Source organism: Rhodopila sp. (assembly GCF_965277825.1).
Lineage (GTDB): Bacteria > Pseudomonadota > Alphaproteobacteria > Acetobacterales > Acetobacteraceae > Rhodopila.
The window spans coordinates 5,016,087-5,037,389 of sequence record NZ_OZ255846.1 but is presented as its reverse complement, the minus strand read 5'-3'; the positions used below and the strand labels follow the sequence as shown (position 1 = coordinate 5,037,389).

Sequence of the window (21,303 nt, the reverse complement as noted above, 5' to 3'; positions counted from 1 at the left end):
CCGACGCGCCACCCCTTCGTATCATGGCCGGGTAACGTTTGATCGAACTCAAGCGGATCTATAACGCCGACGATCGGCGTCCATCCACGTTCATCAGCGGTTTGTATTTTCGACCGCAGGCGCGCGAATGCACGCCGATGGCAGGGGCGCCGATTTTTCTCCCCGCAGTCGCGATCTACCGCTTGGCCGACGGCCGGATCGCCGAAGATCGGGGAATCGGGTGTAGGGACATATGGCCGGACACGCGTAGCTTTAGCTTCCAGCAGGACGGTTCAACAGTCCTGACTATCGGAAAGCGCCCCGCGCGCCTAGTGACGGCAGGAAACCGGACACCCCGGCTTGGTATCATCTGCAATTACCCCAAAGTAGCCACCCCACCCGTAACTATTTATTAACAAATACCCGACATTGTCCGCCCCGGCGCGGATCACCGCGCAACTACCTCCGGGGGAGTTGAGGATGCGGCTATCCCGCCGATGGGCGGCCTGGTTCCTGATTGCGGCGATCGAACTGCCGGGTTTGGCTCACGCACAGGAAAGCGGCCGGTTGCTGGCCACCTCCGGCGTGGCACAGATCGAAGGCGCCGCCGGCGGCGGCCTGGTGCCCTGGGCACTGATCGCCGGCTACGGCACTCGTGATGCGATCGGTGCCGAGGCGCACTACACATTCGACGCACTGCCCAGCTTCACCCTGCATGGCGCCGGTGCCGCGGTCGGCCTGTACAATCGCGTCGAACTCTCCTACACGCATCAATGGTTCGAAACCGGCTCCACCGGGGCGAAGCTCGGGCTTGGTTCGGGATACCAGTTTCAGCTCGATGTCATCGGCGCCAAGGTCCGCCTGTTCGGCGACGCGGTGTATGACCAGGATAGCTGGATCCCGCAGGTCGCCGCCGGCATTCAGTACAAGACCTCTTCCAACGGATCGGTGCTGCACGCCATCGGCGCCCGCAGCGCCGACGGCGAAGACTTCTATCTTTCCGCTACCAAACTGTTCCTGGCGCAAAGCGTGCTGGTCGATGCCACGGTGCGCGCCACCAAGGCCAACCAGTTCGGCCTGCTGGGCTTCGGTGGCGACCGCGACCAGGGTTATTCCGCGCAGTTCGAGGGGTCTGCCGCGCTGCTGCTGCGGCATGACTTCGCCATCGGCGCCGAGGTCCGCACCAAGCCCGACAACCTGGGCTTCGCCCATGAAGGAACCGCCTACGATATCTTCGCCGCCTATTTCATCAATAAGAACCTGTCGGCAACGGTGGCCTTCACCGCGCTGGGTCCGATCGCCAATCAGGGCAATCAGAACGGCGTCTATGTTTCCCTGGTAGGAGGATTCTAAAATGCTGCTGACAAAATCCGCCGGATTTGGCGTGCTGTTCGCTGCAACCCTCGCCGCATCGGCACTGGCTCAGGACAGCCTGTTCAAGGATCTCGGCGGCCAGGCCGGTGTCGCCCGGATCGCCGACCGGTCGGTCGGCTTGTTTGTTGCCGACAACAGGGTGAAGACCGATTTCGACAACATCAATCTCGATCGGCTGCGCCAACGGCTGGCCGAGCAGTTCTGCCAAATCACTGGCGGACCCTGTGTCTATCACGGTCACTCGATGGCCGAGGCCCATGCTGGCCTCGATCTGACCCAGGCCAAATTCAACGCGGTGGCCGAGGACGTGCAGACCGCCATGCGCCAGATCGGCATTCCTTATTGGACGCAGAACCGGCTGATGGCACGCCTGGCGCCGATGCAGCGCGACGTCGTTACCAAGTAGCCAGGAGAACCGCCGTGCGCATCCGCTCGATACCTGTCCTCGCGGCCGTCATGGCGGCGCTGTCGGTGGCAGCCCTCGCCGCCGGCATGGTCACCGTGTCGCAGCAGAACCGGGCCTTCAGCGTCGGCGGCCTGCAGATTGCCCGCGGCGACACCATCCGGTTCAGCAACGATGACAAGTTCCGCCACCAGATCTACGTCGAATCGCCATCGGTCAAATTCGAATCCGATGAACAGGCGCCAGGCTCCGCCGTGGACATCGCGTTTCCACAGGCCGGCCTGTTCCAGGTCCGCTGTCATATCCATCCCAAGATGCTGCTCCAGGTAGACGTGCATTGAACCCCGAACCGCCGCCGCGCAGGACCTACGTGTCCATACGCTCTAAGATACTGTTCGGCTGCGCGGCACTGACCCTGCTCGCGGTGGGGCTGGGTGCCTACGCCCAGAAGGCGGAACGCGACCTCGGTTCGCTGGCGTTGCGGATTTACGACGACGCCTTCATGGGCGTCAGCTACCTGCGCTCGGCGCAGGTCGACTTCGCCGCGTTGGCGGCTTCGGCCCATCGCGGCGTGGTCCAGCCGGACGCGGTCGAGGCGGTGCTCGACGATTTGGCGGTGGCGCGCGATCGCGCCATGTCGCCCGAGGGCCGCGACGCCGCGAACCGGCTTGGTGGTGCGGTCACATCCGCCGTGCACCAGCCCGACCAAGCGGCGACCGAACGAGCGCTGGCGGCGGTGCAGGCGGAATTTGAACAGGCCGTCGAAACCTTCGCCGGCGACGGCTTCCGCTACCGCCGTGGCGTCGAGGCGATGGTTGCCGCACAGGCCCGCCGCACCTGGATAGTCATCGGCCTGACCGTGCTGGGCGCGCTGAGCATCACCTTTCTACTCAACAGGCTGATCGCCCCGCCGGTCCGCAGGGCGGTCCGGGTCGCCCAGGCGATCGCCGCTGGCAACCTCGACAATGTGATCCCGGTCACCGGCCGCGGCGAGACCGCGGAACTGCTGCGCGCGCTGTCCATCATGCAGTCCAGCATCGCTGACGCGCTGGCCCGGATCCACGCGCTTATGCAGCAACAAGCCACCAGCCACGCCGGCGAACTGGCCAGGCAGCACGCCAGGCTAGAGGCGGCGCTCGATAACATGACCCAGGGGCTCTGTCTGTTCGGCAATGACGGGCGCCTGGTGATCAGCAACAAGCGCTTCGCCGAGATGTTCGGAATCCCCGGCGCCGAGGCGCTGGTCGAAACAATGCTGCACGACGCCGGCCTGGACTTGCTGGTGGGCAGCGCGCGTGACACCTCGCTGTCGGCGCTGACCTGCGAACTGCCCGACGGCCGGGTGATCGCGGTGTCCCAACACGCCGTGGCTGATGGCGGATGGGTCGCGACCTACGAGGATATCTCGGAACGCCGCGCGACGGAGAGCCGGATGGCCCATCTGGCCCGTCACGACGGCCTGACCGGCCTGCCCAACCGCCTGCTGTTCACCGAGCACCTGGCCGGCAGCCTGGCTCGGGCGCGGCGCGGCGACGGCATCGCGATGCTTTGCCTGGACCTGGATCGATTTAAGATCGTGAACGATACCCTGGGCCACGCCGCCGGCGACGAGCTGTTGCGTCTGGTAACCAAACGGCTGCGCGAATGCACCCGCGAAACCGATCTGGTGGTTCGTCTTGGCGGCGACGAATTCGTCATCGTGCAGGAAAAGTCTACCCAGCCGACCGATGCGACCGCGCTGGCCAAGCGGCTGGTGGACCTCATGGGCAGGGCGTTCCTGATCGAAGGCCGCGAGGTGGTGATCGGCGTCAGCATTGGCATCGCGCTGTCGATGGATGGCCTGGAAGCCGGCGAGGCGTTGCTGAAGCGGGCCGACCTGGCGATGTATCGGGCAAAGAACGACGGTCGTGGCACGTTCCGCTTCTTCGAACGAGAGATGGACGATGCCGTGCAGATCAAGCGGGCGCTGGAACTCGACCTGCGCCAGGCGCTGAGCGACAAGCACTTCGAGGTCTTCTACCAACCGCTGGTGCAGGCCGGCGGCATCGCCGGGTTCGAGGCGCTGCTGCGCTGGCGCCACCCGCAGCGCGGCATGGTCAGCCCCGCCGACTTCATACCGATCGCCGAGGAAACCGGCTTGATCGGCCAGATGGGGGCATGGGTGCTGCGGCAGGCCTGCGCCGATGCAGTGACCTGGCCCGGCACGCTGAAGGTCGCGGTCAATCTGTCGCCGCTGCAGTTCCAGGGTCGATCCCTGGTCGATGACGTGGCCCAAGCGTTGCGGGAAACCGGCTTGGCGCCCAGCCGCCTGGAGCTGGAAATTACCGAATCGGTGCTGATCCAGGATGCCGACGGCGTGCTGAAGACGCTGCACGCGCTGCGCGAGATGGGCATCCGCATCGCGATGGACGATTTCGGCACCGGCTATTCCTCGCTGAGCTACCTCCGACGCTTCCCGTTCGACAAGATCAAGATCGACCAGTCGTTCGTCAAGGGCATCGCCGAACAAGAGGATTGCCGCACCATCGTGCGGGCGGTGATCGGCCTGGGCAGATCATTGCACATGTCGGTCAACGCCGAGGGCGTCGAGACCGAGGCACAACTGGAAGCGCTGCGTTCCGAGGGGTGTGGGGAAATTCAGGGTTATTTCTTCAGCAAGCCGAAACCGGCGGACCAGGTCGCGGACATGCTGCGGTTGCATGGCAACGCCACGCTGCCAGCGATCGGGCATGACCGCCAGAGCCAAGACGAAGCCTCGGTCGCGGCGGAATGAAAGCGTCGGCCTGACCCGACCGGCGCGGCGCTTGCTTGGGCAGAGCGGCAACAGGCTGAGCGCGCGCCGTGGAGCGCCTGCGGCCGGCGTTGTCCTATGACCGAGCGGCGGGTAATGCAGGGCGTCGCCAACGATACAGGACGCCGCACAGCATGAGCCGTCAGCCGCCGGGAAAGCGCGCCGATTACCGCTGGTTCCATGCCATCACCACGCGGTGGATGGACAACGACGTGTTCCAGCACGTGAACAACGTGAACTACTTCTCGTTCTTCGACACGGCGGTCACCTATTACGAGATGACAGAGCAGGTGGTTGGCCTGCTGGACGGGCCGGTGCATTGCGTGGTGGCGGAGGTGGCGTGCCGCTATCACGCGTCTTTGGCGTTTCCGGATCGGGTCAATGTCGGCATTCGGGTGGCGGCGATCGGGCGCAGCTCGGTGCGGTACGAAATCGGCATTTTTCGCAATGATGACGACATTGCCGCGGCAGAGGGTCATTTTGTTCATGTGTTCGTGGAGCGGGGGGTGCAGCGACCGGTGCCGATTCCGCAGGAGGCGCGGGTGAAACTGACTCGGATCGAGGCGTAAGGGTGCGCGGGCTGCCGGGCTTGCGGCGGCCTGTGCGGCTGTTTGGCAGGCGCCTGGGAAAACACCTACTCGACATAAGGATATGTTTATGTCATCAGTCGGCTTGCCATGGAGCATCTTCTCGCAAGCCTGCGCGCCGCCGCTGAACCGACCCGTTTGCGCCTGCTGGCGCTGGCGGCTCGGGGTGCGTTCTGCGTCATGGAGTTCACCGAAATCCTCGGTCAGTCGCAGCCTCGGCTGTCGCGTCATCTGAAGCTGTTGTGCGACTGTGGCCTGCTCGACCGGGGGCGTGAGGGCGCCAACGTCTGGTTCGCGCTGCCGACCGGGGACGATGGCGCGCTGGCGCGTGAACTGGTTGCCCGGCTGCCGGCCGACGATCCTGTGCTGGAGGCTGATCGCCGGCAGGCGGCCCGTGTGCTGGCCGAACGCGCTCGCATCGCGTCGGAGAGTTTCCGCCAGAAGGGCGCCGACTGGGACGAGATGCGCGCCCTGGGCCTGCCGGCGCTGGCGGTTGAGGACGCGCTGCTTGGGCTGATCCCGGCCGGAGCGGCGGAACGCCTGCTGGATATCGGCACCGGAACCGGCCGGGTGTTGGAACTGCTGGCGCATCGGGTCCGTCAGGCGCTTGGCGTCGATGCCTCCAAGGCGATGCTGGCGCTGGCCCGAGCGCGGCTGTCGGGCGCGGGGCTGGCGCATTGCGCGGTGCGCCTGGCGGACATGTACCGGCTGCCGCTGGCGGATCGGTCGTTCGACTGCGTGGTGCTGCAGATGGTGCTGCATCACGCCGAGGACCCGCCGGGCGTGGTGCGCGAAGCCGCCCGCGTGCTGGCCCCGAACGGACGGTTGCTGGTGATCGACCTGGCGGAGCACGACCGGACCGAACTGACCGCCAAGCTGGCGCACCGCTGGGCGGGTTTTTCCGATCCGGCGATGGCCGGGATATTCACCGCCGCCGGCGTGGAATGGCGCGACCCGATCAGCATTGCCGGGCCATTGCCGATCCGCATCTGGCCGGCCCTGCGCATGATTGACGCCGCCGGCGTCAAGGCGCGCGAACTCGCCCTCTGAAAGCAGCCCGCATGACCCGTCCCCATTTGCTCGATGCCCTGCGCGACCGCGTGCTGCTGTGTGACGGCGGCATGGGCAGCCGGGTGCAGGCGCTGACCCTGGACGTCGAGCGCGACTATTGGGGCCGCGAGAACTGCACCGATGTGCTGGTGCTGTCGCGCCCGGACATGGTGCGTGAGATCCACAAGGGCTACTTCGCCGCCGGCGCCGACATGGTGGAGACCAACACTTTTGGCGCCTCGCCGGTTACCCTGGGCGAGTTCGACCTGGCCGATCGCGCCTTCGAGATCAACCGTCGCGCCGGTGAACTGGCGCGCGAGGCGGCGGACAGTTTCGCCGACGGCCGCGACCGCTGGGTTGTGGGCAGCGTCGGGCCCGGCACCAAGCTGCCGAGCCTGGGGAATATTGGGTATGATGCGCTGGAGGCGGCGCTTGCGGGACAGAGCCGCGGCCTGGTCGCCGGCGGGGTCGATGCGATCCTGATCGAGACCTGCCAGGACACGCTGCAGATCAAGGCCGCGGTCAACGGCGCCAAGATCGCCCGCCGCGATGCCGGCACCGACACGCCGATCTTCGTGCAGGTGACGGTGGAGACCACCGGCACGCTGCTGGTGGGCCCCGACATTGCCGCCGCCGCTACCGTGGTGGGCGCGCTCGACGTGCCGCTGATCGGGCTGAACTGCGCTACCGGCCCGCAGGAGATGGCCGAACATGTCGGCTGGCTGGCGCAGAACTGGCCCGGACTGCTCTCGGTGCAGCCGAATGCCGGGCTGCCGGAACTGGTCGATGGGCACACCCATTACCCGCTGAACGCCGCCGACCTGGCATCGTGGCTGGAGCGTTTCATCGTTCAGGACGGGATCAACCTGATCGGCGGCTGTTGCGGCACCTCGATCGAGCATACCGCGGCGCTGGATGCGATGCTGCGCAAACGCGCCGGCGGATCGGTGCGGCCGGCCCCGGTGGCGCGCAAGCCGATCTGGGTGCCCGGCGTCGCCAGCCTGTACCAGGCGGTGCCGTTGCGGCAGGAGAACGCCATCTTCGCGATCGGCGAGCGCTGCAATGCCAACGGCTCGAAGAAGTGGCGCGAATTGCAGGAGGTGTTCGATTGGGACGGCTGCGTCGCCGTGGGCCGCGAGCAGGTCGCCGAAGGGTCGCACGCGCTGGATATCTGCACCGCTTTCGTGGGCCGCGACGAGAACGCCGAGATGACCGAAGTGATCCGCCGCTTCACCGCGTCGGTGAACAGTCCGCTGGTGATCGACAGCACCGAGACCCCGGTGCTCGAGGCGGCGCTGAAACTGCATGGCGGCAAGCCGATCATCAACTCGATCAACTTCGAGGATGGCGAGAAACATGCCACCGACCGGTTGGTCCTGGCCAAGCGGTTCGGCGCCGCGGTGATCGCGCTGACCATCGACGAGGTCGGCATGGCGAAGACGCCGGAGGACAAGCTGCGCATCGCCACGCGGCTGGTCGATTTTGCCTGCACCCGGCATGGGCTGGCGCAATCCGACCTGCTGATCGACCCGCTGACCTTCACCATCGCCACCGGCAACGAGGACGACCGCAAGCTGGCGCAATGGACGCTGGAGGGCATCGCCGCGATCCGGGAGAAATTCCCCGACATCCAGATCATCCTAGGTCTGTCGAATGTCAGCTTCGGGCTCAATCCGGCGGCGCGCGCGGTGCTGAACAGCGTGTTCCTGGACCATGCCCGGCGCGCCGGGATGAGCGGGGCGATCATCCATGTGTCGAAGATCCGCCCGCTGCACCTGCTCGCCGAGGAAGAAAGACAGGTCGCCGAGGATCTGATCTTCGACCGCCGCCGCGACGGCTACGACCCGTTGCAGAAACTGCTGGAACTGTTCGCCGGCCGCAAGGCCGCCGATGCGGTCAAGAAACAACGCGCCGAGACCCCCGAGGAGCGGCTGAAGGACCGCATCGTCGACGGCGACCGCAAGGGCCTGACCACCGACCTGGACGAGGCTTTGCTGACGCTGCCGCCGCTCGACATCATCAACAATGTGCTGCTGGATGGCATGAAGGTGGTGGGCGACCTGTTCGGCGCCGGCAAGATGCAGTTGCCGTTCGTGCTGCAGAGCGCGGAGACGATGAAGGCCGCCGTCGCCTACCTGGAACCGATGATGGAACGGGTGGAGGGCCAGGAGAAGGGCACCATCGTGCTGGCCACGGTGAAGGGCGATGTGCACGACATCGGCAAGAACCTGGTCGACATCATCCTGACCAACAACGGCTACCGGGTGGTCAACCTGGGCATCAAGGTGCCGCTGACCGAGATGCTGCAGGCGGTGCAGGACAACCGCGCGCACGCCATCGGGATGTCCGGGCTGCTGGTGAAATCCACCGTGGTGATGCGCGAGAACCTGGAGGAAATGACCCGCCAGGGGGTGGAGATCCCGGTGCTGCTGGGGGGTGCCGCGCTGACCCGCAACTATGTCGAGGACGCCTGCGTCGCGGCCTATGCCTCGGGCCGGGTAGCCTATGCGCGCGATGCGTTCGACGGGCTGCACCTGATGGACAAGGTGACCGGCAACGCGTTCGACGATTATCTGGCGGTGATCCAGTCCAAGCGGGTGGGCAAATCCCGCAACACCGCGCGCACGCTGGGGCAGGCGGATGCCAAGGCGTTCCGCCCGGTGGATGTCGCGGTGGTGCGCGAGCGGCGGCGGCGTCTGACCCAGGATACGCCGGTGGTCGAGCCGCCATTCTGGGGGGCGCGGGTGGTCGAGTCGGCGCCCAAGGCGATCGTGCCGTTTGTCAACGAACGCAGCCTGTATCAATTCCAGTGGGGATTTCGCAAGCAGGGCCGCACCTTGGAGGATTTCCTCGGCTGGGCGAAGCAGGAACTGCGCCCGGTGATGCGGCGCATGCTGGGCTTGTGCGAGGAGCAGGACATCCTGAAGCCGCAAGCGGCGTACGGTTACTGGAAGGCGGCCGGCCAGGGCAACGACCTGATCATCTTCGAGCCGGATGGTGCCACAGAGCTGGCGCGGTTTTCGCTGCCGCGGCAACCGAAGGAGGATGGCGAGTGCATCGCCGACTTCTTCCGCGATGTCGATGAGGCGGAGCGCGACGTCATCGCCTTGCAGGTGGTGACGGTGGGGCAGAAAGCCTCTGACACCGCGCGGGTGTGGTTCGAGGACAACCGTTACCAGGACTACCTGTATCTGCACGGCCTCTCGGTGGAGATGGCCGAGGCGATGGCGGAATACGTGCACAAGCGGATCCGCGCCGAATTGGGGTTTGCCGCCGAGGACGATCGCGACATGGAGAAGATGCTGGCGCAAGGATATCGCGGCAGCCGCTATTCGTTCGGCTATCCGGCCTGTCCTCGGCTGGAGGATCAGCAACCGATTCTTGGCATGCTGGGAGCGGAGCGGATCGGTATCTCGCTGTCGGACGAGTTCCAGTTGCATCCTGAGCAATCCACCAGCGCGGTGGTGGTGCTCAACGAGCGAGCGAAGTATTTCTCGGTCTAGCGATTTCCGCCTTGGCGTTGGTGCCGCGCGTGTTGCCGGTTGGCGAGCGGATCGACGCGAGTCCCGGTGCCTCGGTTGCCGCCGGCGCGGACCGGTATACAGTATGGCGATGGAGATCACCCAGCCGGCGGCGAGCCGGATGACCACGACCGAATTGCTGGCCTCGCTGGTGTCGTTCGACACCACCAGCCGGAACTCCAACCTGGCGCTGATCGGCTTCATCCGCGACTACCTGGACCGGCTGGGGGTGAGCTATCGGGTCAGCGGCGATGCCTTGGGTGAGAAGGCCAACCTGCACGCCATCATCGGGCCGCGGGCGGCTGGTGGACTTGCGCTCAGCGGCCATGTCGATACGGTGCCAGTCGATGGCCAATCCTGGACCGGCGATCCGTTCGCGCTGCGACGCCGTGATGGCAAGCTGTTCGGCCGCGGCAGTTGCGACATGAAGGGCTTTGTCGCTGCCTGCCTGGCGGCGGTGCCGGATTTGCAGGCGATGAAGCTGGTTCGGCCGCTGCATCTGTTCATCAGCTACGACGAGGAAATCGGCTGCTGGGGCGCCAGGCGGCTGATCCAGGACCTCGGCGAGTCGGGGCTGCGTCCGGACGTTTGTGTGGTCGGCGAGCCGTCCGGCATGAAGCCGATCCTGGCGCATAAGGGAAAGCTCAATCTCGACGTCACTGTGCGGGGCAAGGGCGGTCATTCCTGCGAACCATCGAAGGGCGTCAACGCGGTGCAGGCGGCCGGCGAGGCGATCGCCTGGGTGGCCCGCGAAGCGCGCCGGCTGGCCGCCGAGGGCCCGTTCGCGGACGGCTTCGATCCGCCGCACACCACCATCCATGCCGGCACGATGGCGGGCGGCACGATCCTCAACATGATACCTCAGCATGCCGCCTTTACGATGGAATGGCGCTTCATTCCGGGCGATTCGCCGCATCGTCATCTGGAGCGGATGCAAGGCTGGATCCGTGAGACGGTCGAGCCGGCGATGCAGGCGGTGGATGCCGCCTGCGGTTTCCAATGCGAGATCGCGCTGGAAATGCCTGGCATGGAATTGCCGCCGGACCACGCGCTGGCCGACGTGGTGAAGCAGGTCACCGGCAGCAACAGCGCCGGCAAGGTGGCCTACGGCACCGAGGGCGGGTTCTTCGAGCAGGCCGGCATCCCGACCATCATCTGCGGGCCGGGTGATATCGCCCAGGCGCACCAGGCCGACGAATGGGTGGCCGAGTCGGAACTGGCGGCGTGTGACCGCTTCATCCGCCGGCTTGTCGAGCGGCTGCTGGTCTGATCCGACAGGCGATGGGTCCGTTTACCTCCCCGGCGGCGCTTCCAGAGTTCAAGGTCGGCATCTGCCCGCCGGATATTTCCGCATGGATGGCCGGGAACGTCGGCATCAGCGGCATCACCTCGGTGGATTCGGCAGCGTCTGGGCCGCACGTGGCATTGCTGTGCCTGATGCACGGCAACGAGCTGGCCGGGGCCATCGCGCTGGACCAGCTGTTGCGGGCTGGGCTGGTGCCGACCCGCGGCAGGTTGTCGTTCGGCTTCCTGAACCTGGAGGCGTTCGGCCGCTTCGACCGGTCCCGACCGACCGCGTCGCGCTTCGTCGATGAGGACATGAACCGGGTCTGGGACCGGGCGATCCTGGACGGACCGCGGCATTCCATCGAGCTTGACCGGGCGCGGCAGATCCGTGGGTTTATCGATACCGTCGATGTGGCCCTGGACCTGCATTCGATGCTGTGGCCGTCCGAGGCGCTGATCCTGAGCGGGGTTCCGGCAAAGGGACGGGCGCTGGCGACGGCGATCGGCACGCCGACCCTGGTGGTGGCCGATCATGGTCACGTCAACGGGCGGCGGCTGATCGACTATCCCAGGTTCGCCGACCCGGCGACGCCGTTTGCCAGTTGCCTGGTGGAGGCTGGGCAGCACTGGGAGCAGCCCACCGTCGATACGCTGCTCGCGAGCGTAGCCGGCTTGCTGCGTCACCTCGATGTGGTTGCTCCGGACGCGCCGTTGCCGCCGGCGCCGGGTCCGACGCCGACTCGGGTGGCCAGGGTGACCATCGCGGTGACCGCGACGACGTCGAATTTCTGTTTCGTGCAGACCTACCACGGCGGCGATATCATCGCTCAGCGTGACACGCTGATCGCGATGGACGGCGAGACCGAGATCAGGACGCCACACGACGACTGTTTGTTGGTGATGCCCAGCCTGCGCCCGAGCCGGGGGCATACGGCGGTGCGCTTGGGGCGGTTCGAGTAGGACGGGTTGCTCTGGCGTTTGCCGCCTTGGCATTTGGCGGCTTTAGCATATGGCGGCTCTGGCATATGGCGGCTCTGGCCTTTGCCGCATGGGCACGCCATGTTGGCGCGGTGTGTACTGTCGTTGTCTTCGTCGGTCCGGACCGGGTGATGCTGGCTGCCAATCGTGACGAACGGATCGATCGGGTCTGGGACCCGCCGGCCGCCTGGTGGCCGGATCGTCCGGGAGTGATCGGCGGCCGCGACCGCTCGGGCGGGGGCACCTGGATGGCGATCAACCGCCACGGCGTGGTGGCGACGGTGCTGAACCGGCCTGGCACGCTGGGACCGGCGGTGGGTAAGCGAAGCCGCGGGGAACTGCCGCTGCTGGCGCTGGAGCATACGACCGCGGCGGCGGCGGCGGAGGCGCTGACCAGGCTGGACGCGGGCCTGTGGCGAGGCTTCAACATGGTGCTGGTGGACCGCGCGGGGGGGTGGTTTGTCAGCGGCTCCGGCCGTGGCAGGCCGCTTGGCGCGGCGCTGCCGGTGGGGGTGTCGATGGTGACGGCGTATGATCCGAACGACCTGGACAGCCCGCGTACCGCCCGACATCTGCCTCGGTTCCAGGCGGCTGAAGCCAGTTGGGACGCCTGGCGTGGCATCCTGTCGGACCAGCGGGGCGGCCCGGCGGAGCAGATCAACGTTGTGCCACGCGGTGGATTCGGCACGGTCAGCTCCTCGGTCGTGACGCTGTCTGCCGACGGCGGGCGGTGGTGGCTGTTCGCTGCCGGGGCGCCGGATCGGGCGGCATTTTTGCCGGTCAACCTGCGGTAGTGGCCGGCCGGCCGGTTGGTCGGCCTTTTGTGGCGGGGACAGCGCTGCTATACCCGCATGCCGTCGATTTGCCGCGGCGGCGCGGAGCTCGGGACCCTGCCGCGTCGACCGCTGATAAACGCGACACCGCTATCACCTTTCTAGCCGCTCCGGCACAGGATGCGGTGACCACCTAAGGAACCACGCGATGGCCCGCCGCCGACAGTTGTATGAGGGCAAAGCCAAGATCCTGTTCGAGGGACCTGAGCCGGGCACCTTGGTGCAGTATTTCAAGGACGATGCCACCGCCGGCAACGGCGCCAAGAAGGGGATCATCACCGGCAAGGGTGTGCTGAACAACCGCATCAGCGAGTATCTGATGATGCGGCTGCATGATATCGGGGTGCCGACGCACTTCGTCCGGCGGCTCAACATGCGCGAACAACTGATCCGCGAGGTGGAGATCATTCCGCTGGAGGTGGTGGTGCGCAACGTCGCCGCCGGCAGCCTGGCGGTTCGCCTGGGGATCGCCGAGGGCACGCGGCTGCCGCGCTCGATCATCGAATACTACTACAAGAATGACGCGCTGAACGATCCGATGGTGTCGGAGGAGCACATCACCTGCTTCGGCTGGGCCAATACCGCCGACCTGGACGATATCGTCGCGCTGACGTTGCGGATCAACGACTTCCTGTCGGGCCTGTTGCTGGGGGTCGGCATCAGCCTGGTCGATTTCAAGCTGGAATTCGGCCGGTTGTGGGAAAACGACGAGATGCGGATCATCCTGGCCGACGAGATCAGTCCGGATAACTGTCGGCTGTGGGACAGCAAGACCAACGAGAAAATGGACAAGGACCGGTTCCGCCGTGACCTTGGCAATGTCGAGGAGGGCTACCAGGAGGTGGCTCGGCGGCTGGGCATCCTGCCGGAGGCGGGGATGCGCGACCTGAAGGGGCCGGAGCTGATGCAGTGAAGGCGGTGGTGACGGTGATGCTGAAGCCTGGCGTGCTGGACCCTCAGGGCAAGGCGATCGCCCAGGCGTTGGGGGCGCTGGGGTTTGCCGGGGTGGAGGATGTGCGGGCCGGCAAGGTGATCGAGCTGACGCTGGCGGAGAGCGACCCGGAGAAGGCGCGGGCGGCGGCGGAGGAGATGGCGCGGCGGTTGCTGGCGAATGGGGTTATCGAGGGGTTCCGGGTGGAGGTTGGGGAGTAGGAACGGTCGGATCTGAGGCAAGCGCTCATCCTTGGCCGCCCTGGTGCATTACCAGCTCAAGGCCGCACCAGGAACGACAGGTCGCGGCCCGCTTGAGTGCCACGAGGCGGCGCTCGATCAGAGGGGCGAGTTCACGCGACGTTCCGTGGCGGCCGGATTGGCCGGATAAGGCAGAATGTGGGGATCAATCCAACCGCTGTGATTGCCGCCATGACCCACCAGCCGCGATGGAAGGCGCTGACGCGCGCCGCCGGTGAGGTGGGCGAAGCCACCACGGCGACGAATATCGCCACGCCGACCGCGATGGCCGCCTGGCGGATCATGTTGATCACTCCGGAGCCGGTCGCGAACGACGATGGCGGCAGCGACGATGCGCTTACGCCCATCAAGGTGGGAAAGGCGAGGCCGACGCCAATGCCGGTGAGAACCATGCCCAGCACCACCAGGGCGGCGTTTGGCTGCGGTCCGATGAAGGTGGCCCAGAACACAAGCCCTGCCACGAAGAATGCGATGCCGGCGGTGATGACCGTGGCGACACCGAAGCGCGCGATCAGCCGCCCGGCAAGCAAGAGTGAGGTGATCGGAACCAGGAGCGGCCCGGGCGCGATCGCCAGGCCGGTTTTCAACGCCGACCAGCCCCAGGCGGTTTGTTCCCAGACCGCGGCGGAAAACAGCATGGCGCCAAAGGCGATTGAATAGGGTCCCATCACCAGTGCGGCGCCGGTGAACTGACGGACCTTGAATAGTGCGGGCTCGATGAATGGGTTGCGGGACCCGAGGCATTGCCGCACGAACAAGACGAGGCAGGCAATCGAGGCGGCGAAGCTCAGGCCAATGCCAGGCGAATTCCAACCCCAGTCATTCACTTTCACGATCGCGAAGATCAGGCCGCCGACCCCGGCGGTGACCAGCAGCGCGGCCCACGCATTCGGGCGTGGCACGTCATGACCCGGCACTTGCGGGAGCTTCCACCAGCCGATCAAAAGGGCGAACAGCCCGATCGGAAGGTTGACGAGAAAAATCCAGCGCCAACTCGCCATGACCAGCACGCCGCCGACGACAGGGCCGAGGGCCGCGGCCAAACCACCGATGGCCGCCCAGGTCCGCACCGCGCTGCCGCGGCGTTCGGGTGGGAAAGAGGCGAGCAGCAAGCCGATCGAAGTCGGCGTCATGAGCGCGGCGCCCGCGGCCTGAAGCAAGCGGAATGCGACCAGCATCGCGACGCCGGTGGCGGCGGAACAGGCCGCCGACGCGGCTGTGAACAGCGCGATGCCGAGCAGGAAGCTTCGGTCACGACGGTAACGTTCGGCCAAGCGCCCGAAGAACACCAGCAACGCAGCATAGGCAATCGCGTAGCCGTTCAAGATCCAGGACAGATCTTCAAGCTTGGCATTGTTGAAATCCGTAGCGATGGCGGGCAGGCCGACATTGACGATGAACAGATCGAGGTTGGCGAGCACGATCCCGATGCACACGATGGCCAATACCTGATTCGGTGTGGCGGAAGGACGCTCACCCTCGCGCGTCATCGATGCCGCCGTGACCTCCGGTCTGATGGAGGAGGTCGGGCGATCGGCGCTGGGAGGCCGGTCCGCGTCTGGAAGCTGGTCCATGGTCACCTGCGTCAACAGCCTATTTTCTTGGGGTCGAAAGCCGATCCAGTGTCATAAGCAATCCAGTCTCTGAAGTTCCGCAATGGGGGGCGCCCTGGGTAAATGGCTCGCTTTCCCTAGACGCTGGACGATGGCTCCGGCGGTCCACCTACCTATATTCTTTGGTCATCCAGGGGAACTTGGCGCCTGCCGCGGACAGCATGGCCGGCGCAGCGGAGGACGAATAAGCGGAACCTCTGCTCTGGGCGAGTAACCTTCCCTCGCATCCGCCACCCTGTTAATTTCTTAAAGAGACGTGATCGATGGAGATTGTGTCATGCCGCCGTCCGACGCTGCCACCCTGTCCAGCAAGTTCCAGATTTCGATCCCGGCATCCATCCGCTCTTCACGGAAGTGGCAGCCGGGCCAAAAATTTGCAATCATTCCGAAAGATGGTGGCGTCATGCTTGTTCCGGTCCCGCGACGGGACGACCTCGCGGGATCGATGCGAGGGGCCAATACCGAAAACTACCGGGACCGGAATGACCGATATTGATGCGACTCGTCGACACTTCAGCCTGAATTGAATGGCTCGAAGGCTCGCGACTTGGCGAGGCACTCGATAACGAGTTACCTCAACCAAACGAATGTTTGGTGCCGACCATCGTTCAATTGGAACTCGCCAAATGGGCGCGCCGGGACTCCCGTTCGGACATAGCCGACCAACTCGTTGCGTTCACCACGACCTGCGTCGTCATCGATTTGACCACCGCCGTTGCGCTTTACGCTGCTGAACTCGGCGCCGAACATCAACTGCCCACCGCGGACGCGATCATATACGCAACCGCAAGGGCGTATGACGGCGACCTGCTGACCTGCGACCGGCACTTCGAAAACCTTTACGGCGTCCGCTACCTCCCCAAGCCAACCGCGTAACCTGTTGATTGTCTCCATTGCCGAACAACGCTAATGACCCGCTCACAACGCACCAACGGGTCCCATGCAAGCAGGAATCATCATCTTCCCCGGCATCAACCGCGAACGCGACATGGCGATCGCGTTGCAGGCCGCCTTTGGCCGCGCACCGAAAATGATCTGGCACAAGGACAGCGATCTGTCGGGCGTCGACCTGATCGTCATCCCCGGCGGCTTCAGCTTCGGCGACTACCTTCGCTGCGGCGCGATGGCCGCGCATTCGCCGATCATGCGCGCGGTGGGCGATCATGCCGCGCGCGGTGGCTACGTGCTTGGGGTGTGCAACGGCTTTCAGATCCTGACCGAGGCGGGCATCTTGCCGGGCGCGCTGTTGCGCAACGCCTCGTTGCGGTTCCTGTCGATGGACTGCCACCTGCGGGTCGAGCGCGCCGACACCGCGTTCACTCGCCACTACCGGCAGGGCCAGACGTTCCGCGCCGTGCTGGCGCACGGTGACGGCAACTATTTCGCCGATGCCGCTACGCTCGACCGACTAGAGGGTGAGAACCTGGTGGCGCTGCGCTATGCGACGCGATCGGGGGAGGTGATCCAGCAGGCAAACCTGAACGGCAGCGCGCGCAGCATCGCCGGCATCCTCAGCCCGAACCTGCGCGTGCTGGGGCTGATGCCGCACCCCGAGGACCTGGTCGATCCGCTGATGGGCGGCATTGACGGCAAGAAGCTGTTCGACGCGCTCGCCGCGGCGTAGACACTGGGGCATGGACCCAACCGTCGACGAAGCCACCGCCCGCAGTTTCGGCCTTAGCGCCGAGGAGTACGGCCGCGTGCTGGCCATCATGGGGCGCACCCCCAGCCTGACCGAGCTCGGCGTGTTCAGCGTGATGTGGTCGGAGCATTGCAGCTACAAGTCGTCTCGGGTGTGGCTGAAGCAGCTTCCGAGCAAGGCGGCCTGGGTGATCCACGGCCCCGGGGAGAATGCCGGCGTGGTCGATATCGGCGACGGCTTGGCCGCGGTGTTCAAGATGGAGAGCCATAACCACCCGAGCTTCATCGAACCATACCAGGGCGCGGCGACTGGCGTGGGCGGCATCCTGCGCGACGTTTTCACCATGGGTGCCAGGCCGATCGCCAACCTGAACGCGCTGCGCTTCGGCCGCGCCGGCGATCCGCGCACCAGACGGATCGTCGATGGCGTGGTGCGCGGCATTGGCGGCTACGGCAACTGCGTCGGCGTGCCGACGGTCGGTGGCGAGATCAATTTTCACCCGGCCTATGACGGCAATCCGCTGGTCAACGCGATGACCGTCGGGATCGCGGCGAAGGACCGGATCTTCCTGTCCGCCGCTGCCGGTATCGGCAACCCGGTGGTCTATGTCGGGTCGAAGACCGGGCGTGACGGCATCCACGGCGCGACCATGGCGTCAGCCGAGTTCGCCGCGGAGTCCGAGGACAAGCGTCCCACCGTCCAGGTCGGCGACCCGTTCACCGAGAAGCTGCTGATCGAGGCCTGTCTCGAACTGATGGCCACCGACGCGATCGTCGCCATCCAGGACATGGGGGCGGCGGGGCTGACCAGCTCGTCGGTGGAAATGGCCGCCAAGGGCGGGGTCGGCATCGAGCTCGACCTCGACCGGGTGCCGGCGCGTGAGAGCGGGATGACCGCCTATGAGTTCATGCTGTCCGAAAGCCAGGAACGCATGCTGATGGTGCTGCGTCCGGACCGCGAGCAACTGGCGCGCGACATCTTCGACAAGTGGGATCTGGATTTCGCGGTGATTGGGCGGATTACCGATTCGGGGCGCATCGTGGTGCGCCACCAGGGTGCGGTGCAGGCCGACATTCCGCTGGCGCCGTTGAACGATCAGGCGCCGTTGTACACGCGGCCGACGGTCGATACGCCGAAATCGGAAAAGCTGAACCCGGCGCGGATCGAGGATCGTTTCGGGCTGACCCGGGCGCTGGAGAAACTCGTGGGCTGCCCGGATCTGTGCTCCAGGGCCTGGGTGTGGGACCAGTATGATAGCACCGTCGGCGGCCAGACGGTGAAGCGTCCCGGCGCCGCTGACGCCGCCGTGGTGAAGCTGGAAGGGCTGCGGCGGGCGCTGGCGCTGACCACCGATTGCACGCCGCGCTACTGCCTGGCGGATCCGGAAACCGGCGGTGCCCAGGCGGTCGCCGAAGCCTGGCGCAACCTGACCGCGGTGGGTGCCAGGCCGCTGGCGATCACCGACAACATGAATTTCGGCAATCCGGAAAAGCCCGAGATCATGGGCCAGTTCGCCGCCGCGATTCGCGGCATGGCGGCGGCCTGCGAGGCGCTGGATTTCCCCGTCGTGTCGGGCAATGTCAGCCTCTACAATGAGACCGAGGGCCGAGCGGTGCTGCCGACGCCGGCGATCGGCGGCCTCGGCGTGCTGGATGACGCGGCCAAGGCGGTCGGGCTGGGGCTGCCGCCCTGGCTGGACATCGTGCTGATCGGCGCCACCACCGGTTGGCTGGGCCAGTCGATCTGGCTGCGCGAGATCGCTGGACGCGAGGACGGCGCGCCGCCGCCGGTCGATCTGGCGGTGGAGAAGGCCAACGGCGACTTCATCCGCGGTCACATCCTGGACGGCACGATCCGCGCCTGCCACGACGTCTCCGACGGCGGCATCCTGGTGGCGATCGCCGAGATGGCGATGCTGAGCGGGATCGGTGCCCGACTGTCCACCCACCCGCGCGATGTCCCTGGCCACGCCTTCTGGTTCGGCGAGGACCAGGCGCGCTACATCGTCGCGGTGCCGGATCATGCCAACTTCACCCGCACCGCCGAGGCGGCCGGGATACCGGCGCTGCGGCTGGGCACCTCGGGCGGGCAGGATTTGACTCTGCCCGATGGCGGCACGATATCGATTGCGGCGCTGCGCGCGGCGCACGAGCGGTTTCTGCCGTCGTGGATGGACGGAAGCTGGAAGGAAAGCACCTGATGGCGATGGCGGCCAACGAGATCGAGGCGCTGATCCGGGCGGCGTTGCCGGATGCAAGTGTCACCGTGGAGGATCTCGCCGGCGACGGCGACCACTATGCCGCGAGCGTGGTCAGCGAGTCGTTTCGCGGGATTTCCCGGGTCAAGCAGCATCAGATCGTTTATGCGGCGCTGCGTGGCCGGATGGGTGGTGAGCTCCATGCCCTTGCATTACAGACCTCGGCACCCGAATAATCAGGTGAGTTGGCGCTGGTCCTGATTGGATCGGCCCGGGACGGTTGTGACATCGGGTCGTAAGATCGGCGAGGGCGTGGGTTGACCGGGCCGAATTCCGGCCGTGACACAGAGTTCTATTTCAAGGAGTTGCGCAGCATGGCTGACACAGTTTCCCAGCGAATCCAGAACGACATCACGCAGAACGACGTGATGCTCTACATGAAGGGAACGCCGATGTTTCCGCAATGCGGGTTCTCGGCGCGGGTGATCCAGATCCTGACCCACATGGGCGTTGCGTTCCAGTCCGCCAACATTCTGGAGGATGCCGAACTGCGCGAGGGCATCAAGGCGTTCTCGCAGTGGCCGACGATCCCGCAGCTTTACGTCAAGGGCGAGTTTGTCGGCGGGTGCGATATCATCACCGAAATGTTCCAGGACGGTGAGCTGGAGACGCTGATGAAGCAGCAGGGCTTGCCGGTCAAGGCCTGAACAAGGCGACACGAGTTGCTAGCCGAGGCGAGGTGTATCGCTTCGGTCAAGCCCGGCATGGTCCGGCCTGGCATCGTCCGGCCCGGCATGGTCCGGCTCTGACGTGACGTTTTAGCCCGGCGCAAACGCGGCATCTTGGCTGCGTTAACCGCTTCTTCACTCAATGCGCACGATACTTGGCCTTCCGCCATCGGAGGCGAGTAGTGTTGCGTATCGGCGTCATTGTTCCCGCGTTTAACGTTGCGGCGTTCCTGCGCCGTAGCTTGCAGTCGGTCATCGATCAAACCCATGCCGACTGGTCGCTGATCGTCGTCGATGATGGGTCAACCGATGCCACCGCCGCGGTGGCCGGCGAGATCCGGGACCCTCGCATCAGCCTGATCCGGCAAGACAACGCAGGGGTCTCCAGCGCGCGCAATCGCGGTATTGATCAGGCCTTGAGCGCTGGCCACGACGCGGTGCTATTCCTGGATGGTGACGACTGGTTGGCGCTGGACGCGTTGTCACTGCTGGCGGCAGCACTCGACGCCGCGCCGTGGGCGGTCGCGGCATGCGGACGCTACGCCCGGGTCGGGGCGAACCGGGGCGGCTGGCTGTCCCCCGCCGCGCCTGACGGGTGCCTGCTGGAGCGTCTGATGATCCGCAACCTGTTTGCCAACGGCGGCCACCTGCTGATCCGGCGCGAGGCGATCGCCGACGCCGGTGGGTTTCGCACCGACCTGTCGTATGGCGAGGACTGGGAGTATTGGACGCGCTTGGCGTTGCGCGGCGAATTTCATGCGGTCCAATCCGACGGGCCGTTGCTGTTCGTTCGTGAACGCCCCGGCAGCGCCTATCTGTCGCATGCCACCGACCCCGCCGCCTATCGCCCGGCGATGGATGCGATCCATTCCAACCCGGCTTTCGCCGACCGGCTGGGTCAGGCTCGGATGCGCTATCTGAAGCGCCGGGCGGAGGCGGAAACCGCGTGGGCGGTGGGTCGCGAATTGATTCGACATGGCCGATTGCGGGACGGCCAGCGCTGGCTTGGACGGTCGTTGTGCGATGCGCCGAATCTGAAGCGGCTGGCGATGATCGGGCTTTCGTGGGGCCGCGTCGGGCCATTTCGCCCGTATCATCGGGTTGCCTGACAGCGGATTCGCTATCGGTA

The 21,303-nt window shown here is 65.8% G+C and carries 20 protein-coding genes; 19 read left to right on the top strand and 1 reads right to left on the bottom strand.

Annotated features, from left to right (window positions below):
• Positions 1–459: 459 nt before the first annotated feature.
• The 12 genes from ACQY4T_RS24265 to purS all read left to right on the top strand — a co-directional run bounded on the left by ACQY4T_RS24265 (position 460) and on the right by purS (position 13,955).
• Positions 460–1,332 carry a DUF3034 family protein gene (locus tag ACQY4T_RS24265; protein ID WP_428535902.1) on the top strand — a complete coding sequence of 291 codons (873 nt, stop codon included), beginning with the start codon at positions 460–462 and terminating at the stop codon, positions 1,330–1,332.
• A gap of 1 nt (position 1,333) precedes the next feature.
• Positions 1,334–1,759 (top strand): group I truncated hemoglobin, encoded by a 426-nt coding sequence (locus ACQY4T_RS24260; RefSeq protein ID WP_428535900.1) that lies wholly within the window; start codon positions 1,334–1,336, stop codon positions 1,757–1,759.
• 14 nt (positions 1,760–1,773) lie between these two features.
• Positions 1,774–2,097 carry a hypothetical protein gene (locus ACQY4T_RS24255; RefSeq protein ID WP_428535898.1) on the top strand — a complete coding sequence of 108 codons (324 nt, stop codon included), beginning with the start codon at positions 1,774–1,776 and terminating at the stop codon, positions 2,095–2,097.
• A 29-nt stretch (positions 2,098–2,126) separates the two neighbouring features.
• Positions 2,127–4,529, top strand: a complete 2,403-nt coding sequence (locus ACQY4T_RS24250; protein ID WP_428535896.1) for a putative bifunctional diguanylate cyclase/phosphodiesterase — start codon at positions 2,127–2,129, stop codon at positions 4,527–4,529.
• A gap of 152 nt (positions 4,530–4,681) precedes the next feature.
• Positions 4,682–5,116, top strand: a complete 435-nt coding sequence (locus ACQY4T_RS24245) for an acyl-CoA thioesterase (protein WP_428535894.1) — start codon at positions 4,682–4,684, stop codon at positions 5,114–5,116.
• Between the two features lie 108 nt (positions 5,117–5,224).
• On the top strand, positions 5,225–6,184 hold the full coding sequence (locus ACQY4T_RS24240) for a metalloregulator ArsR/SmtB family transcription factor (protein ID WP_428535892.1): 960 nt from the start codon (positions 5,225–5,227) through the stop codon (positions 6,182–6,184).
• 11 nt (positions 6,185–6,195) lie between these two features.
• Complete coding sequence (gene metH / locus ACQY4T_RS24235; RefSeq protein WP_428535890.1) at positions 6,196–9,687, top strand: methionine synthase; 3,492 nt, start codon at positions 6,196–6,198, stop codon at positions 9,685–9,687.
• 103 nt (positions 9,688–9,790) lie between these two features.
• Positions 9,791–10,975 carry an acetylornithine deacetylase gene (argE, locus tag ACQY4T_RS24230; protein ID WP_428535888.1) on the top strand — a complete coding sequence of 395 codons (1,185 nt, stop codon included), beginning with the start codon at positions 9,791–9,793 and terminating at the stop codon, positions 10,973–10,975.
• Positions 10,976–10,986: 11 nt separating this feature from the next.
• Positions 10,987–11,952: a peptidase M14 gene (locus tag ACQY4T_RS24225; RefSeq protein ID WP_428535886.1), complete on the top strand. Its 966-nt coding sequence runs from the start codon at positions 10,987–10,989 to the stop codon at positions 11,950–11,952.
• Between the two features lie 65 nt (positions 11,953–12,017).
• A complete protein-coding gene (locus ACQY4T_RS24220; protein ID WP_428535884.1) occupies positions 12,018–12,764 on the top strand; it encodes an NRDE family protein in 747 nt (248 codons plus the stop codon).
• 187 nt (positions 12,765–12,951) lie between these two features.
• Positions 12,952–13,716: a phosphoribosylaminoimidazolesuccinocarboxamide synthase gene (gene purC / locus ACQY4T_RS24215; RefSeq protein ID WP_428535882.1), complete on the top strand. Its 765-nt coding sequence runs from the start codon at positions 12,952–12,954 to the stop codon at positions 13,714–13,716.
• The gene (gene purS, locus ACQY4T_RS24210) at positions 13,713–13,955 is read left to right on the top strand and encodes a phosphoribosylformylglycinamidine synthase subunit PurS (protein WP_428535880.1); all 243 of its coding nucleotides are present in this window, start codon (positions 13,713–13,715) and stop codon (positions 13,953–13,955) included. Before purC ends, purS begins: the two co-directional genes overlap by 4 nt.
• A gap of 131 nt (positions 13,956–14,086) precedes the next feature.
• Here purS and ACQY4T_RS24205 read toward each other — a convergent pair whose 3' ends face one another.
• Entirely contained in the window at positions 14,087–15,568 is a 1,482-nt protein-coding gene (locus ACQY4T_RS24205; protein ID WP_428535878.1) for an MFS transporter, read from the bottom strand.
• Between the two features lie 316 nt (positions 15,569–15,884).
• Between ACQY4T_RS24205 and ACQY4T_RS24200 the strand changes: the two genes are divergently transcribed.
• The 7 genes from ACQY4T_RS24200 to ACQY4T_RS24170 all read left to right on the top strand — a co-directional run bounded on the left by ACQY4T_RS24200 (position 15,885) and on the right by ACQY4T_RS24170 (position 21,283).
• Entirely contained in the window at positions 15,885–16,103 is a 219-nt protein-coding gene (locus tag ACQY4T_RS24200; RefSeq protein ID WP_428535876.1) for an AbrB/MazE/SpoVT family DNA-binding domain-containing protein, read from the top strand.
• Positions 16,104–16,129: 26 nt separating this feature from the next.
• Complete coding sequence (locus ACQY4T_RS24195; RefSeq protein ID WP_428543058.1) at positions 16,130–16,483, top strand: type II toxin-antitoxin system VapC family toxin; 354 nt, start codon at positions 16,130–16,132, stop codon at positions 16,481–16,483.
• A 64-nt stretch (positions 16,484–16,547) separates the two neighbouring features.
• A complete protein-coding gene (purQ, locus tag ACQY4T_RS24190) occupies positions 16,548–17,231 on the top strand; it encodes a phosphoribosylformylglycinamidine synthase subunit PurQ (protein WP_428535874.1) in 684 nt (227 codons plus the stop codon).
• A gap of 10 nt (positions 17,232–17,241) precedes the next feature.
• A complete protein-coding gene (gene purL, locus ACQY4T_RS24185) occupies positions 17,242–19,449 on the top strand; it encodes a phosphoribosylformylglycinamidine synthase subunit PurL (RefSeq protein ID WP_428535872.1) in 2,208 nt (735 codons plus the stop codon).
• Complete coding sequence (locus tag ACQY4T_RS24180; RefSeq protein WP_428535870.1) at positions 19,449–19,682, top strand: BolA family protein; 234 nt, start codon at positions 19,449–19,451, stop codon at positions 19,680–19,682. Before purL ends, ACQY4T_RS24180 begins: the two co-directional genes overlap by 1 nt.
• Before the next feature lie 138 nt (positions 19,683–19,820).
• Entirely contained in the window at positions 19,821–20,153 is a 333-nt protein-coding gene (gene grxD, locus ACQY4T_RS24175) for a Grx4 family monothiol glutaredoxin (RefSeq protein WP_428535868.1), read from the top strand.
• Positions 20,154–20,356: 203 nt separating this feature from the next.
• Positions 20,357–21,283 carry a glycosyltransferase family 2 protein gene (locus ACQY4T_RS24170; RefSeq protein ID WP_428535866.1) on the top strand — a complete coding sequence of 309 codons (927 nt, stop codon included), beginning with the start codon at positions 20,357–20,359 and terminating at the stop codon, positions 21,281–21,283.
• Positions 21,284–21,303 lie beyond the last annotated feature (20 nt).

Bases quoted from the DNA above. Each gene is read 5' to 3' on its own strand.
- ACQY4T_RS24200 (WP_428535876.1), top strand. From the start codon at position 15,885: ATGCCGCCGTCCGACGCTGCCACCCTGTCCAGCAAGTTCCAGATTTCG.
- metH (WP_428535890.1), top strand. From the start codon at position 6,196: ATGACCCGTCCCCATTTGCTCGATGCCCTGCGCGACCGCGTGCTGCTG.
- purC (WP_428535882.1), top strand. From the start codon at position 12,952: ATGGCCCGCCGCCGACAGTTGTATGAGGGCAAAGCCAAGATCCTGTTC.
- ACQY4T_RS24265 (WP_428535902.1), top strand. From the start codon at position 460: ATGCGGCTATCCCGCCGATGGGCGGCCTGGTTCCTGATTGCGGCGATC.
- ACQY4T_RS24205 (WP_428535878.1), bottom strand. From the start codon at position 15,568: ATGGACCAGCTTCCAGACGCGGACCGGCCTCCCAGCGCCGATCGCCCG.
- ACQY4T_RS24260 (WP_428535900.1), top strand. From the start codon at position 1,334: ATGCTGCTGACAAAATCCGCCGGATTTGGCGTGCTGTTCGCTGCAACC.
- purQ (WP_428535874.1), top strand. From the start codon at position 16,548: ATGCAAGCAGGAATCATCATCTTCCCCGGCATCAACCGCGAACGCGAC.
- ACQY4T_RS24245 (WP_428535894.1), top strand. From the start codon at position 4,682: ATGAGCCGTCAGCCGCCGGGAAAGCGCGCCGATTACCGCTGGTTCCAT.
- ACQY4T_RS24220 (WP_428535884.1), top strand. From the start codon at position 12,018: ATGGCGGCTCTGGCCTTTGCCGCATGGGCACGCCATGTTGGCGCGGTG.
- ACQY4T_RS24240 (WP_428535892.1), top strand. From the start codon at position 5,225: ATGGAGCATCTTCTCGCAAGCCTGCGCGCCGCCGCTGAACCGACCCGT.
- ACQY4T_RS24180 (WP_428535870.1), top strand. From the start codon at position 19,449: ATGGCGATGGCGGCCAACGAGATCGAGGCGCTGATCCGGGCGGCGTTG.
- argE (WP_428535888.1), top strand. From the start codon at position 9,791: ATGGCGATGGAGATCACCCAGCCGGCGGCGAGCCGGATGACCACGACC.
- grxD (WP_428535868.1), top strand. From the start codon at position 19,821: ATGGCTGACACAGTTTCCCAGCGAATCCAGAACGACATCACGCAGAAC.
- ACQY4T_RS24225 (WP_428535886.1), top strand. From the start codon at position 10,987: ATGGGTCCGTTTACCTCCCCGGCGGCGCTTCCAGAGTTCAAGGTCGGC.
- purL (WP_428535872.1), top strand. From the start codon at position 17,242: ATGGACCCAACCGTCGACGAAGCCACCGCCCGCAGTTTCGGCCTTAGC.